The sequence below is a fragment of the Paenibacillus sp. BR1-192 genome (assembly GCF_029542445.1).
Taxonomy (GTDB): Bacteria; Bacillota; Bacilli; order Paenibacillales; family Paenibacillaceae; genus Paenibacillus_AQ; species Paenibacillus_AQ lautus_A.
In genome coordinates this window covers 5,921,168-5,935,802 of record NZ_CP120718.1, presented here as the reverse complement: position 1 = coordinate 5,935,802, position 14,635 = coordinate 5,921,168, and the positions used below count along the sequence as shown (strand labels likewise).

Here is a 14,635-nt window from a genome sequence, read left to right as displayed (position 1 = left end):
GTACAACGTAACTTGTACAAATGGTGGCTCAGCAGTTTCAAATAGAGTATCAGCTTCAAAGAGTTTTTAAATGTAGTTTTATATGAGACTGGTCCCTAGGCGTTCTTTCACATTACATTTAATATAAGTGAAAAATACAAAAGTGGACGGTACATCGTATAATTGATATACAATGTAATTATATCCACTTTTGCATTGATAGGAGTGATTTTAATGATAAGTCCTGAAAAAATTATCGAACGGCAAAAATTACGACGGGATATATTGGAAAAATGTTATGAAATATTTCACTCTGCGGAGAAACCTTTTACAACCTCAGAAGCTTTAGTAGGTACAAAAGAAGAATTATATAAAGACAATGAGCATCACAAGGCGTTCCACTATCTTATGAGCAAAGATCTAATTCATATTTCTTCTTCTGGTAGTAAACCAGAAAAATTATCTGTATTTATTACAGCACATGGGATAGATTTTGTTGAATCGTTTTACAAAAATAAGTGAAGGTAGTCCCCTCTTTTATTGTTTACAAAGTAATACCAAATGGATTGCAATAAACAAAACCGATGGCATCGGTAAAAAAGAACCCCACTGGCTTAGGCTGGTGGGGTTCTTTTTTTGTTTGTTATAAACTACCAGCTTTAAGGTATAATATAATACGTCTGATGATGTTGAGAGATTAGGAGGAAGCTGAGTTGCAGTATATTATATATATGGATGAATCAAATGATGAAGGGCCTTCATTTGGTAATTTTTACGGCGGTGCGCTTGTACGTTCACAAGATTATCAACGCGTTACTGAAATACTCGAAAAGAAAAAGCTTGAGCTTAATATAAATGGAGAGATTAAATGGCAGAGGGTTACACTGCCATATGTAGATAAATATATTGCAATGATGGATACTCTATTTGATCTGATAAAAGAAGATATAGTTAAAATCAGAATTATGTTTACTCAGAACTTACATGAACCCATAAATTTGTCAGTGGAACAGAGGGCCAAAGAATATCAAATGCTTTATTATCAATTTTTTAAGCATGCTTTTGGATTGAGGTATTCGAACCCTACAGGAAGAGATGATCTTTCGCTGCGTATTTATTTTGACGAGCTACCTGTATCGCCTAAAGACGCATCAGAGTTTAAGGATTATATTGGACTGTCAACAGTAAATCAGACAACTTTTTTAAGGGCCTCTGCTTTGTACTGAACTGGCGTCATGTAGCCTAATGTGCCATGAACGCGATGCTTATTAAACCAGTTCACATAATCATATAATTCTAGTTTTAGATGATGAAGACTCTGGAAATTCATCTGGTTGATGAATTCTGTTTTCATCACTTTGTAAGTAGCTTCAGCAACGGCGTTGTCATAGGGGCAGCCTTTCATACTCAGGGAGCGACCAATCTTGAACGTCTCTAATAGATCGTCCATGGTTTGATTCCTAAACTCGCTTCCGCGATCCGTATGAAACCACTGAATGTCGCTTAAATCGCCTTCTACTGTGGCAAAGGCACGGGAAATCAGAGCAGCGTCCTTGTGTGGACCTGCACTGTGACCAATGATTTCTCGGTTAAATAAATCAATCAGCACGCAAATGTAATGCCACTTATGCTGGACTTTGACATAAGTGAGATCGCTGACTACAAATCGTTTAGATTCAGTTTGATCAAACTCACGTTTTAATTCATTCGCTGTTGTAGCTTCGTTACAAGCAGTCTTGTGCGGCTTATATTGCGCTATGGTGTACGTCGACACCAAACCCTGCTCTTTCATAATCCGTCCGATTCGGCGTCTTGAAACCGTGTAGCCTTGTTCCTGAAGTTTGACCTTCAATTTGCGCGTTCCATACGCTTTTCGGTTGGCATGAAAGATCTCTACGATAGCCGTCGTTATTTCGTCATCGTTGTCTTTTGCTCTCGTTTCATAGTAGAAGGTACTTCTGGAGATTTGCAGGACTTCGCACAATGCTGATACCGAGTATTTATCACTGTTTTGCTTAATGATCTTTACTTTCGTCCCATGATCAGCGCGGCCTGCTTTAAAATGTCATTCTCCATTTCAAGCCGCTGAACTCGCTTACGAAGAGCGATGAGTTCATTCTCTTCAGCAGTTCGGTTATCTTTTTCAGAAAACGAGCCTGACGTTTGCGCTTGCTTAATCCAGCGATCGAGGGCAGACGGACTAAGTTCATACTCTCTGGCAATCGCTGCCCTTGGCTTTCCATTTTCATATAATTGGACCATTTGTCTTTTAAAATCTGCTGTAAATGTACGTCTTTGTTTTGGCATAGTAGATCCGCTCCTAGTATTATTCTCTTCATTCTACTAGCCCTTATTTTTATTGTCCAACCCAGTGTAGCCGATCCAATATTGAAAAAATCCAGTCAACTAAAGAGTTCGTGGAAGCAAAAATAAAAATCAAAAAAGAGGACATTACTGAAGTGAAATCACATAATCATGTTTTGCTTCAGTTTATGGATGTCGTGCTCGGATCGATGTATTTTAGGTTGAACAACCTGCATAAGATTATTCCTGAGGGCGAGAAAAGAAGAGGAAAGAGGACGGTAGCAAAAGAAAAAGTCTACAAACACATAAATAATAGGATACGGGAGATATACCCTAACTTTAATATCGGAGTATCAACCGGCTACACAGATATCCAAGATAGATGGAATCATCCTTATAGGCACTGGCTATTCATTCCAAGTGAACATAGAATTTCACCTGAGTATGTAAAAAAAAAGAGCCCCGTCTCTCCTACATAATTGGCCTAAGTGGAACTTAAGCGTTCGGAGAAGACAGGGCTTTCGCTACACTAAATATATACCCTTTTTAAGGTATTTGCAACGATTTTGTACGAAACTAGGCTTTATTATGGACGGAATATAAACATTTTATACAGTGGATGCTTCAAAAAAAGACCCTTCCGGCAACAAAGCCGGGTGGGTCCTTTTCTTGGGTCCCATATACGGAGATCACCACTTAGCAATCAGGATACTTAACGTAACCAAACTGATTACAATAGATGCGGCGCTTATCGTCATGGTGGCCTTGTACATCTTGGTAATATTCATTCGATCAGCTCCCCTGTGATATAATAAGGAGAGAAGAGCGACCTCGTTATATTTCACCACCCTTTCGGGAAGCCCCTTGCGGGGCATCCTTCCAGGGTTGTCTGATTAGCGAACCAGAGCGGTGATGAGGGTGATGATCGAGACTATCATGCTAATGATTGCCGTCATAAGCATGATCTTTGCTGTCCGTTCATCGCGTCGTTCTTCTCTCCTTGTTTTTCTCATCCTTGTCTCACCTCCTTTCTGATTTAATTATACAACGAAAAACGTTGAATGTCAACGAAAAACGTTGAATTTCGGCCTAAGTAATGGTATATTATTTTTGAGGTGATAAGGCTATGCTAAGGCTTAAAATTAAGGAATTGCGTGAAGAGAAGGCGATTAGTGTTCGCCAGCTTAGCGAGGAAACAGGAATACGATGGAACACCTTAAACGACATGGAGAAAGGGACAGCAAAGCACTGGCCCCCTGAGCACTTGAACACCCTGATGCAGTATTTTGGATTGACGGACGTTACTGCATTGATCGAATATGTGGACGAAAAAGCCGCCAAGGAGTAAAGCCCGGTGGTTTTTTTACATTGATAAAGGAACTAATGTTCGCATATAATACAAACAAATGTTCTTGTTGTGGAGGCGAACTTGGGTGAAGAAGTACATCGGCGAGGTTATTGAGCTCATCTACGTGGATCGCAAAGGGCAGATCACACAACGTAAGATAAGGCTGCAGGGGATCCGAAATAACTTGATTCGTGCAACATGTCTGAAAACCAATCAGCCAAGGGTTTTCAGAATGGATAATGTCTTATCTTGGGGGCCGGCAAAGGGGCCGGCAAAGGGGGCGGGAAAGAATGCTTCCTGATCCCGAACGTAAATTGCTGCGGATACTAATCAATTACCCTAGCCCTGTTCACGGGACCCGTATGCCTGACATTAGACGGTTAGAGAGGATGACTGGACGCGGGCGGCCGGATATACTGAGAGGGCTCCAATACCTTGAGGATCACGGATATATCGTTTGGCCAGATAAATCCACAACTCGAGGAATTCAAGTGCTTAAACAGGAAACGATTGAGAAGCCGACGGCGCCGACCAAGAACAATACTGCTTATTGGACTTGGTGAATTGTGTTCTATTCCTACGCGGATCAACGGAGCTGTTGCGAAGTATGATTGCTTCATATATGCTAATATCAGATTGTACGGAGTTAATGGATGAGTTATCCCCTTTAAACTCGTCTTACGTGGGGGGTCATCGTTTGATTCTGATCAAGAATAGTGTTGGTTATGGCGTTTTATTACGATACTTTTCCCCTACGATTTGATCACAAAAAAATCACAAAAAAATCACGAAATCGGCGGTTACCGATGAATATTCACGATTAATTAATTAATGGAATACAGATGCAAAGCGATTTTATCGACATTAATGTTCAACAGCGAATAAGGATGAAGTAGTGTGAAAGATGGGCGGCATGATGTAAGACGGGGTATGATCCCTTGATTTATAAGGGTTTATGAATATGGGGAAGGCCATTTCCCCACATTTTCCCCACATAAGGTAACATGATTAGAGGCTTCTCATGAGTTCACTGAACTTGTGGGAAGCTTCTTTTTTCATGGTCTTTGTTACGTGCGTATAGACATTACGAGTGGTGTCATCGTCCTTATGTCCAAGACGTTCCATAACGTATCCAAATATTTGGGAATAGCAATCCATGAGAAATCTGTTCACATGTCTCAAGCTAAAATATAGTTCGTGAACAACGAAAAATGCAAGTGCGGAAGGATTAACCAAGTCGTGGAAATAAAGAAAAATAATTTGGGACTTATCTTCGCGGGACTGATGCTGGGCCTGTTTATTGCGTCCGTCGACAATACCTGGTACATGCCAGTATTACTCTCGCTATCGTACAATCAGACAGACGGATAATATTGAAAAAAAAGGAGAATGAAAATGAGAAAAGTAGTTGTATCTGAGTTTGTATCGCTGGATGGCGTCATGGAGAATCCGCAGTGGACGATCCAATTCCGTAGTGAGGAAACAAAGCAATTCAAGTTCGATGAACTGAAAGCAAGCGACGCTCTTCTGCTTGGACGCGAAACGTATGTTAATTTTGCAGCGGCTTGGCCTAATTTGATCGAGCAGGAAGGGGAATATGGCCGGATGATGAACGGTTACCCCAAGCACGTGATTTCAACAACCCTGGAAAAAGTGGAATGGAACAATTCTTCGCTGATCAAGGGCAATATCACGGAGGAAATATCCAAGCTGAAGCAGCAGCCTGGTAAGGATATCTTGGTATTTGGCAGCTGCGCGCTCGTTCAAACGCTGATGCAGCTTGACCTCATCGACGAATATCGGCTCATGGTTTTCCCAGTTGTGCTTGGAAACGGAAAACGTCTCTTTGGAGAAGGGATCGATAAGAAAGTGCTGAAACTGGCGGAAACAAAGACATTCGGTTCAGGTGTCGTTGTTCTGACTTATCTTCCGGCAAGATAAGATTGATCAGGAAAACAACTACGAGCTTGCGGGAAAACCGTCTTTCGGCAACATGGCGTGATGCTGACGGACTGAAAACTAATGACCAGTTACTGACTTGAACTGCGTAGGTCATGAAAACCGTCAGGGAAGTTTGCCCTGACTTTCCTTTTGAGTTTGGAGGATATCCGAAACGGCTGTTTTTTTGTTCATCTAACGGGCATTTTAACAAAGGCAGCTTATACAATCTCCCTATAGGAGATGATTCCGATGGTTGAGATAATTAAATGCCAGTAGCCTCACCCCACATCCCCCACACATTTCCCCACATAGTCATTTTTACTCGATAATATTCCATGGAATCAACAGACCAAAAACCTTGATACACCGAACTTTTTAACAATGTGGGGAAACAGGAAACCGCCCAAAAGCATGGGCGGCATGATGTAAAACGGGCTTAAAAGCCTTATAATACCGCTATTTAAAAGGCTCCCGAGAGGGAGCCTTTTATTATAAAATCACGCGAGCATACTAATATGTGTGGGGCTACCCCCATAGATAAAGGCGAGAATGACACGCTCGGCAGCACGAGGGCGTAACTCTTCTCGCCTTATTGTTATCTTATTCTATGATTAATCTTCTTCTCTCCTCATTTGGTAGTGGTGGTGAAAGTGGTGATGATGATGGTGGTGATGATGGATCATATGATGTCCTGACGGGTGGCTATATGGATGAAAATGTGGGTGATGGTCATGCTCATGGCCGTAATGATAAGGCTGTGGTTCCCTTTGTTGATTACCTTGAATGCTATGGCTTTGTTGATTCATTTTGGTCTTCTCCCTTTCATCATGAGATAGTGCATATTATGTGTACGAATGAATAGTGACACTTGACCTAAATAAATTGGGCGATCCATATAAGTATTAAAATAATGAGCAATTAACAGAGCTTCACCACTCACTTTTTCTAACTTGATTCGATTAGCACCTTTCGGAAAAAAGGGGCGGAACTCCCGTCCCCGTTTTCAATTAAGTCCATTGTACATAAAAACGAACTGATCAAATATTATCTCTCAAAGGTTAGGTTAGGGGGATCTGCCTCAATCCAAGAACATCTTTGCTTCATATGTATATCTCACTCCACTCTTGACAGGCTCTGAGGCGCTCCTCTTCGTGATTTACAAATATATGCCAACTTGCCTATACTAAAAAAGTAAACTGAAGGCATCGGTAAGAAAATTCCTGCTGACCTATGCTCGCAGGGATTTTTTTGTTTGAATGGGGGAGCAATTTGTATGAAAAAGTTATTCTTGAAATTTGGAACAGTGGTCTTATCTTTGTTATTGGTTTGGTTGGTCCTTAATTATTTTCCGGAGTTAGATGACGGTGATGTATACCCACCAATACGGGGTACCGTTGTCGAATTAGAGTTTCCAGCGGATAAATATCCTGAGACGGCGGATCACATAAAAAAGGCCATTGAATCCGGCCATTCCGATGTTTGTACCATTGATCGAACTGGTGCAGAGGATAACAGGAGTTCTTCACTAAAGGGAATCCCTACGAAAAAAGGGTATGATCGGGATGAGTGGCCGATGGCCATGTGTGCCGAAGGAGGAGACGGTGCAAGTGTCGAATACATAGATCCATCCGACAATCGAGGAGCTGGCAGCTGGGTAGGCAACTATTTGGAGGGATACCCGGACGGTACCCAGGTACATTTCATTTTTAGATAGCAAAAAAGCCTACTAGCTAATGCCAGTAGGTTCTTTTTTTATGTTTAGCCGTATTAATCGACTCACATGCTTTACTTCATCTAATGGCACCCAGACTGGCCCATAAACACTCCGCATCTTTAAGCGATCTGTACAAGAATCCGGTATGCCTTGTAATACTTCGCCATTGGTAAGGTATACGGTTACGCTTTGCTTCTCTCGAATGGCTATTTTTAGTTCTTTATTCCACATCTGATTGATCACGCACCCATGACAATAGTAATAATGCCAGTATATCAGAGGTAGGTAAAATTTACTACAATACATTGAACACGCGGCAGTTGCAATTTCCATTACGCCTAGAAATGTAGCTGCAAGACTAACAGCCCATACTATTAAGCCAACTAGGAATATCCTATACGTTTTAACGCCTAATTGTTTTTTCTACATAATTTTCTAACATAGCATATTGAAACATGCCATCCCCATATACATTGTATCGAGACACAATAAATGGTTGTCTTATTTCGTGTGCCGAAAGGTGGGGTAGGGTTGTCGGATCCTTTTGTAGTCAGGTCATTAGACGAAATACGTTTTTGGTCGCGCATTATGAAAGAACATTCCTTTTTTCTTCGATTAGGATTTAGATGTGAAGATACGCAGTTAATCAATGAGGCTAATCAATTTCATGCCATCTTTGAGGATATTGAAAGAAGATCACATGCATATCAAGCAGATACCGATCCACAAACGATTCGACAGTTTAATTCAGAAGTTCACAATGCCGCTGCACACATTTGGGCATTTAAGAGGAAGGTACTTGGACTTATACTTAGGTGCCAGCTCCCTGGGGGGACAAATTTCCCGTTGCTTGTAGATCATGTTAGCCGAGAAGCAAATTACTTTAGAAATCGGTTAGAGGAACTCAATAACGGGAGACTTGAGCCATTACCCGATGCGATTATCGATGAAAATGTCTTTTTCCTAAAAATCATGGCTGACCATGCAAAATTTATAGGTCATCTGCTTGATCCATCGGAGCGAAAATTAGTGGAACAAGCAAGGGAGTTTAGCCAAGACTTTGATACGTTGATGTTTCAAGCCATTGACCTAAGTTCCATGCGTCCAGAATCGCAAACCCATCCATTACTAAGTCAATTTGTTGATGAAAACCGAGTTTCAGTCAAATCATTGCGCGATTTTAAGAAAACTGCGCGCGACTTAATTGAAGAGTGCCGAATCAAAAGCATCATTCATCCTTTATTAGCAGATCATGTTTTTCGTGAAGCTGAACGATTCTTATTTATCCTAGACATGTTCGATCGGTCATTATCTGGCATGAAGGTAAACAAGAAAGAAATCATGCATTAATATAAGGGAGGCACTATTGGATGGAAATACAAATAACGGGCTTTGTTGTTCATTCCGATAACTCTGATCCCAGTCATTCCCACCAACTATTTCTAACATCTTGGGATGGAAGACCGGTTAATGTACATGTCCATCCCTTTCAAGGAGATACCTCTTTTGACGTTGGACATTTCCATCATTACGTGGGTATAACTGAACCAGCTCCAAGCGGCGTGCCGCACGTCCATAATTACCATGCCCAAACATCATTTAATGACCAGCACAAGCACATGATTAGAGGAACAACCGGACCCGCCATTCCATTGGCAGGCGGCGGGCACTATCATTATTTTGAAGGTTATACCACCGTAGATGGCAGGATCCCACATGCTCATCGTTATAGCGGGAACACAGGTGATGAACAAGGGTAAATAATAGTTTCGCCCACTGTACCTTTTTGTTTTTATAAATTATGAATACAGCTTTATAAGAGGGCTGCCGAGTGGGAGCCTTCTTGTTAGTGACCACATGATTTCTCCTCAGTCCACATGTCAAACCAATAAGATGATTAGGCCAAGTACAAAAAAAGCGGATCCGAGGCATATGGAAACCAATCCGCCGAATTTTACTAAATCCATGTAAGTATCGCTTCGTTCCGAATCTCCTTTGACTTGCCAGCCTTCATCCCTGCTCCAGCCGAATGTCGGATACCTTCTGGCAAGGAGCCCTATACCTATGAGGATCACAGCAAACCCGAAAAGTGCCCCCCATGACATAGGGGTACCGCCAGGTCGAACAAGCGTCGCTAACCCGATTAAGACCAATACACCGCCAATAAATCCGCCTATTGCCGCACCGACCTGGGTTTTTAACAAATCATGATCGTCCTGCTCGTAGTCTTCCGGCAACCTTTTGTTCCATCGTATCCAATCCGAATCCGGATTCATGAAGGTATAACGGCAATTTAGAATGATAACGACGCCAAATAACATCCATAACATTGAAATCAACCCCTTGAGGATTCATACGGAGTAACAAAATGGAAGTTCCGGTAAAGTGAAGTAAGACATGAAGAATGGAGATTTAAAGTTACAAATTAAAGGGTACCTGAAAAGAAAAAATCCTGCTCTTATGTGAGCAGGATTTTACTTCTGTTCCCTAAGCTTATCGCAAAAATTAATGGCGCTCCGGGGTACGGCGTCTTAACCCGGCAAGACCGGCAAGACCAATTAATCCAAGCCAACCCCAGTCTGTATCGTTATCATTGGTGGCTGCGTTGGTGTTATAACTTCTAGCGTTAACGTTGTTTGTATTCATGTCGTTTGCATTCCTGTTGTTGTTTTCGGCGGAAACAGGGACAACCAACATGCAAGCAATGCTCATAGCCGCGAGAAAAGACATGCAGATTTTCTTCATGTTAAGGACCTCCTTTCTCTGTTCGTCTGAAATGCATGGGCAGGTACCAAAATTATATTGCCCCAAATAATCTTTAACGATTCTTTACCAAACGAGTGTACTTCTGCCTTCCGAGTAGTGAGACTGTGCTAATTTATCCTTTTATCCGCTATTTCACCGGATTAATGTCGATCCATTTCGAAATGGACCGAGCCGCTGTCGCGCGGATCGGTTATTGTTTTGCGGGCGATGAGATTCCCCTCACCATCCCAACCTTCGATATCAAAAGGTGTGGAAGCGGGCGACGGCAGAAATACGAACCAGATCATTTTTCCGGCTTCCACAGCAGTCAGCTTAGCGTTATAACTACCTTTGCCTTTGATTTTGACGCTTACTTTTTTGATCGAGGGATCCAGAATATCCCCGAACACCATGGGAAATGGGGTAGAGAGATGGTCTAATTCAGGCATGCCCATGTAATTTAACGCTGATATGGATTGTGAAGATTCGCCGATTCCATATCCGCCGCCCCAAGCCCATTTCCAACCGATCCGAGTTTTTCGTACATATTCTACTTGCAGATTATGGCTTCCCGCTTGGTAAGGTCGTTTCATAAATAAAAGAGTGCCTCCGCTCACGGGTTCACGGTGAATGACATGCATGGAGGATGGGCCTCTAAACTGTTCAACCGCGGTATCCGGAGTCTTCCCGAGCGGGATATGAAGGATACTGTCCTGCCCCAGCGCTCGCGACATGCGACGATCCGTTAATCCGCCAGGGCGTTCCATCATATAGATGAAGGCGTAGAAGAGAACGGCCGAAAGTAATATCAGTTTGGCAGCAAGCCTGATGATTCGTTTATGTTTAACTGGCATAATGCGTCCACCACCATAACATTTCTAATAATCATTTCTGAAAATCGAACAACAACTCCACCAATATACCATAATTTGGGGTGTTATTTAGCAGTGCGTGTGGAAAACAGATAAAAGGCCAGTGTAAGGTATAGATGAAACGTGTCGTTTACTCGATTCCAGCAGGGAACTCCCGTTTTATGTCGAAGTTTGAAATTAGGGGGTGCTTATATGCTAAAAACATTGAAGGTCGAGCTCTTTAGCGATTCCAATCTGGACGATTTGCAGGATCAGGTGAATGAATTCCTGTATAACATTCATCCTGACGATGTGAAGGATATTAAGCTTTCATCGGCAGACGGAACGTATGATATTTTGGTCATATATAAAGAATAGAGAAAAAGCACCTTAAAGGTGCTTTTCTCTTGATCTTGCTTATTAATAATTTCAAAAGGTAAGACCACTTTGCATATAACATTGCCGTCCAGACAGCCCAAGGACAAAAAGTTAGGTACATCACTTTTTATGTCCCCCTAATGAAGCTTTAAGGTTCCATTAAGCTACGCATCTTATGATGGAATCACCTCTTAACAATAGATTAGGAGCCCCTCTAATTCCGTGGTTAGAGGGGCTTCTCTTGTTTACATATCTTTTTTGCGCAATGGAACAACGGGAGGTTATCGTCTTTCCGGCAGCTCCATGCAGCCAACGATGACTCTGCTCGTGGTTTGATTCTTCCTGTTTTTATGAGATATGATAGACTAGTATTTTTATAAGCTATAGCCATGTTGCAAAGAAAGTAGGAGAGTAATGGAAGATTTCATCTTGTGGTTGAAGTATCTGCTGCTGGGAATTGTGCAGGGGGTTACGGAGCCGATTCCGGTATCCTCCAGCGGTCATTTGATTGTCGCCCAAAGGCTGATGGGCATGGAGCAGAACGGGCTGTCGTTCGAAATACTGACCAATACGGCCTCATTGATTGCGATCGTGTTCATCTTTCGCAAGGATTTGCAGAGATTGATTGTGAACGGCCTAAGTTATGTTCGGACACGACGACCGGAGTTTAAATCCGACTTCATGTTCATTCTGTATATTATTGTGGGTACGATTCCGGCTGTCATCATCGGACTGTTGTTCAAAGACCAGATTGAGGAAATATTCGCTTCGGTTCGCACGGTAGGCGTCGCGCTGCTATTTACGGGAGTGGCCCTTTGGCTGATTCGGAACCTTCGCGGCCGCAAGCTGGATAATGACTTGTCGTTCAAGGACGCGCTTATCGTAGGCTTGGCACAGGCGGTGGCGCTGATTCCGGGGATCAGCCGATCCGGCTCGACCGTCATTACGTCGATCGCCGTGGGGATGAAGCAGGAGACGGCCCTGCGGTTTTCCTTTATGCTGTACATTCCGATAAGCCTCGGCGGCATGGTGCTAGGCGTGTCGGATATGGCATCGGATCCCGATTTTGCTCCGCTGTTCATTCCCTATTTGATCGCATTTATCGCGACGCTCATCTGCACCTATTTTGCGATGAAATGGTTCATGAATATCATGGCGCGCGGGAATCTGAAATATTTCGCTTATTATTGCTTTGTTGTCGGCATTTTGCTGCTTGTCTTCTTATAAGAATGAGGGAAGGCTTCTCATAAGGTTCCTTGAACTTGTGAGGAGCTTTTTTTCATACTGTGGAAAGGAAGCAAGGCGATCATTGCGTAGTATCGGATATAAGAAAGGTATAAGATGTAGTAATAGGAGGGTGGTTGTGATGTCAAAAATTCCGTTTCAATCGGTCGTTTCATCGGAGGAGGAGCTTCGAAACTTGTTCGGCGATTGCAATCACGTGGTCAAACATAAAACCATTCATCGATTGGACCATCATTGCAAAGACTTTATTTCGAAGAGCCCCTTGTTGTTTATGGCTACTTCCGACGCATCCGGAGCCTGCGACGTTTCGCCCCGGGGAGATGCGGCGGGATTCGTGCATGTGATCGAGGAGTCCTGCTTGGTCATTCCGGAGCGTCCGGGCAATCGACGGTTTGATTCGCTGCGGAATATCCTGTCCAACCCGAGAGTCGGGATCGTGTTTGTCATACCGGGTTTGAAGGAGACCTTGCGAATCAACGGCAGCGCCGTCTTGGTAAGGGACGAAGAAATCCTGGATCGGCTTAGCGTACAAGGCAAACGCCCATGGCTTGGCATTGCGGTATCGGTCGAGGAATGCTATATGCACTGTGCAAAAGCTTTCATGCGTTCGCAAGCATGGGATCCCGATTCCTGGATACCCAGCGAACAGATGCCGAATCCGTCCAAGATCATCGCGGATCATGTGAATCAAGCTCACGTGACGGAGGAATCCGTTGCCCGGGGAATGCAGAACAGCTACACGAATCGCCTCTATTGATTTTCATTTATAATAGGTATAGCGATATAAGGAAACGATGAGATATGACGGTCAGATTGAAGATAAGGGGACCAATAACTTTGATAACGACCAGAGAACAGGTATTGGATCGATTACATAGGGGGATACAGACCCAGGAGCGATTGATCGGGGTAGCGGCAGGAGCAGGAATATCGGCAAAATATGCGGTCAAAGGCGGCGCCGATCTGATACTAGCCTTGAATTCGGGCCGTTTTCGGCAGATGGGGCTGGGCTCCTTGGCTGGCTTCATGCCCTATGCGAACTGCAATGAAATGGTGATGGATTTCGGCTCGCGCGAAATTCTTTCCGTGGTCCGCGACGCACCGGTGATATTCGGTTTATGCGGAACGGATCCAACCGTTCAGCTGCCGGGATACTTGGATGCCATTCGCGGAAGCGGTTTTGCCGGCATCATCAACTACCCGACGGTGGGAATGATTGACGGACTGTTCCGCGAAGCCTTGGAGGAAGAAGGCATCACGTATCTGCAGGAGGTGGAAGCCATCCGGATTGCCCATGAGCGCGATATGTTTACGATGGCCTTCGTATTCAATCCGGAGCAGACGACATGGATGCTGGATGCGGGAGCGGATATCATCTGCGCCCATCTGGGCGTTACGGCAGGCGGGATGATGGGGACCTCGAAAGCATGGTCGCTGGAGAAGGGCGCCGAAATCGCCAGAGAAATTTTTGCCGTCTGTGACGACTCGGGCAAGCAGCCGATCAAGCTCGTATATGGCGGTCCGGTCCATACGCCCATCGATGTCCAGTACATGTACGACAACACGTCCGCCATGGGGTACGTGGGCGGCTCGAGCTTTGAGCGAACGCCGACGGAAGAAGCCATCGTGGAGGCGACGCATCGTTTTAAGGCAACGGGCCATCTGGAGCAGGACCGGCAGCTGATGGACAAGCTGACGCAGCTGGATGAACCGATGGATTATGTTGCCTTTGTGAAAGAATACGTAGCCGAGCATTATGCAAACCCGATTTCAATGACGGAGCTGGCCGAACGGATCCACGTTTCAAGAACGCATCTTAGCGCGCTTTTTAACAGGGAAGTGGGGTGTAGCTTTCCCGAATATATAGCCAAATACCGTATTCACAAGGCGCAGGATATCATGAAGCACAGCAAGCTGTCCCTGGGTAGAATAGCGGAGCTGGTCGGTTACCCGGACTATGTTCATTTCAGCAAGACCTTCAAGAAATACGCGGGCATGTCTCCCCAAGCCTATCGTCAGCATATGAAAGACAAATATACATAAAGATCGTACATGGATACGATCCTTTTTATTTGAAAGCGCTGTATTATGGTCTTACAGGGATCACATGCCGGACCTGTCAGTCAGAAC

The 14,635-nt window shown here is 43.8% G+C and carries 18 protein-coding genes; 14 read left to right on the top strand and 4 right to left on the bottom strand.

Features of this window, described 5'->3' with window-relative positions:
- The first annotated feature begins 213 nt into the window (after window positions 1-213).
- Together P0X86_RS27005 and P0X86_RS27000 are read left to right on the top strand one after the other, a co-directional pair.
- Window positions 214-501 carry a hypothetical protein gene (locus tag P0X86_RS27005; protein WP_277746914.1) on the top strand — a complete coding sequence of 96 codons (288 nt, stop codon included), beginning with the start codon at window positions 214-216 and terminating at the stop codon, window positions 499-501.
- Between the two features lie 191 nt (window positions 502-692).
- Entirely contained in the window at window positions 693-1,205 is a 513-nt protein-coding gene (locus P0X86_RS27000; RefSeq protein WP_277746913.1) for a hypothetical protein, read from the top strand.
- Here the strand turns inward: P0X86_RS27000 and P0X86_RS26995 are convergent.
- Window positions 1,169-2,286, bottom strand: a protein-coding gene (locus P0X86_RS26995) for an IS3 family transposase (protein WP_277745861.1) whose coding sequence is annotated in 2 segments (ribosomal slippage) — window positions 1,169-2,040 and window positions 2,040-2,286 — 1,119 coding nt in all. Because the reading frame shifts where the segments join, the coding sequence is not laid out codon by codon here. The two genes, P0X86_RS27000 and P0X86_RS26995, sit on opposite strands and share 37 nt — an antisense overlap.
- Before the next feature lie 1,123 nt (window positions 2,287-3,409).
- On the opposite strand from P0X86_RS26995, the gene P0X86_RS26990 reads away from it, so the two are divergent.
- From P0X86_RS26990 to P0X86_RS26955, 8 genes are all read left to right on the top strand, one after another.
- A complete protein-coding gene (locus P0X86_RS26990; protein ID WP_277746912.1) occupies window positions 3,410-3,631 on the top strand; it encodes a helix-turn-helix domain-containing protein in 222 nt (73 codons plus the stop codon).
- Between the two features lie 85 nt (window positions 3,632-3,716).
- On the top strand, window positions 3,717-3,932 hold the full coding sequence (locus P0X86_RS26985) for a hypothetical protein (protein ID WP_277746911.1): 216 nt from the start codon (window positions 3,717-3,719) through the stop codon (window positions 3,930-3,932).
- A 938-nt stretch (window positions 3,933-4,870) separates the two neighbouring features.
- Window positions 4,871-5,002 (top strand): hypothetical protein, encoded by a 132-nt coding sequence (locus tag P0X86_RS26980; RefSeq protein WP_277746910.1) that lies wholly within the window; start codon window positions 4,871-4,873, stop codon window positions 5,000-5,002.
- A gap of 24 nt (window positions 5,003-5,026) precedes the next feature.
- The gene (locus P0X86_RS26975) at window positions 5,027-5,572 is read left to right on the top strand and encodes a dihydrofolate reductase family protein (protein WP_127589995.1); all 546 of its coding nucleotides are present in this window, start codon (window positions 5,027-5,029) and stop codon (window positions 5,570-5,572) included.
- 607 nt (window positions 5,573-6,179) lie between these two features.
- On the top strand, window positions 6,180-6,434 hold the full coding sequence (locus P0X86_RS26970) for a hypothetical protein (RefSeq protein WP_277746909.1): 255 nt from the start codon (window positions 6,180-6,182) through the stop codon (window positions 6,432-6,434).
- Between the two features lie 411 nt (window positions 6,435-6,845).
- Window positions 6,846-7,286 carry a NucA/NucB deoxyribonuclease domain-containing protein gene (locus tag P0X86_RS26965; protein WP_192570673.1) on the top strand — a complete coding sequence of 147 codons (441 nt, stop codon included), beginning with the start codon at window positions 6,846-6,848 and terminating at the stop codon, window positions 7,284-7,286.
- Window positions 7,287-7,874: 588 nt separating this feature from the next.
- Window positions 7,875-8,636 (top strand): DUF2935 domain-containing protein, encoded by a 762-nt coding sequence (locus P0X86_RS26960; RefSeq protein ID WP_277749096.1) that lies wholly within the window; start codon window positions 7,875-7,877, stop codon window positions 8,634-8,636.
- Window positions 8,637-8,656: 20 nt separating this feature from the next.
- Window positions 8,657-9,046 carry a YmaF family protein gene (locus P0X86_RS26955; protein ID WP_096776529.1) on the top strand — a complete coding sequence of 130 codons (390 nt, stop codon included), beginning with the start codon at window positions 8,657-8,659 and terminating at the stop codon, window positions 9,044-9,046.
- A gap of 120 nt (window positions 9,047-9,166) precedes the next feature.
- Here the strand turns inward: P0X86_RS26955 and P0X86_RS26950 are convergent, their stop codons facing one another.
- The 3 genes from P0X86_RS26950 to P0X86_RS26940 all read right to left on the bottom strand — a co-directional run bounded on the left by P0X86_RS26950 (window position 9,167) and on the right by P0X86_RS26940 (window position 10,885).
- Window positions 9,167-9,616, bottom strand: a complete 450-nt coding sequence (locus P0X86_RS26950) for a DUF6199 family natural product biosynthesis protein (protein ID WP_096776528.1) — start codon at window positions 9,614-9,616, stop codon at window positions 9,167-9,169.
- Window positions 9,617-9,791: 175 nt separating this feature from the next.
- The gene (locus P0X86_RS26945) at window positions 9,792-10,031 is read right to left on the bottom strand and encodes a WGxxGxxG family protein (RefSeq protein ID WP_015737275.1); all 240 of its coding nucleotides are present in this window, start codon (window positions 10,029-10,031) and stop codon (window positions 9,792-9,794) included.
- A 161-nt stretch (window positions 10,032-10,192) separates the two neighbouring features.
- Entirely contained in the window at window positions 10,193-10,885 is a 693-nt protein-coding gene (locus P0X86_RS26940) for a hypothetical protein (protein WP_277746908.1), read from the bottom strand.
- A 210-nt stretch (window positions 10,886-11,095) separates the two neighbouring features.
- Here P0X86_RS26940 and P0X86_RS26935 point away from each other — a divergent pair, with 210 nt between their 5' ends.
- The 4 genes from P0X86_RS26935 (at window position 11,096) to P0X86_RS26920 (ending at window position 14,548) form a co-directional block, all read left to right on the top strand.
- Window positions 11,096-11,260, top strand: a complete 165-nt coding sequence (locus tag P0X86_RS26935; protein WP_009593971.1) for a sporulation protein Cse60 — start codon at window positions 11,096-11,098, stop codon at window positions 11,258-11,260.
- A 414-nt stretch (window positions 11,261-11,674) separates the two neighbouring features.
- Window positions 11,675-12,487, top strand: coding sequence for an undecaprenyl-diphosphate phosphatase (locus tag P0X86_RS26930; RefSeq protein WP_015737273.1), 813 nt, complete (start codon window positions 11,675-11,677; stop codon window positions 12,485-12,487).
- Between the two features lie 139 nt (window positions 12,488-12,626).
- On the top strand, window positions 12,627-13,262 hold the full coding sequence (locus P0X86_RS26925) for a pyridoxamine 5'-phosphate oxidase family protein (RefSeq protein WP_277746907.1): 636 nt from the start codon (window positions 12,627-12,629) through the stop codon (window positions 13,260-13,262).
- An 80-nt stretch (window positions 13,263-13,342) separates the two neighbouring features.
- Window positions 13,343-14,548 carry a phosphoenolpyruvate hydrolase family protein gene (locus tag P0X86_RS26920; protein WP_277746906.1) on the top strand — a complete coding sequence of 402 codons (1,206 nt, stop codon included), beginning with the start codon at window positions 13,343-13,345 and terminating at the stop codon, window positions 14,546-14,548.
- The last annotated feature ends 87 nt before the right edge of the window (window positions 14,549-14,635 follow it).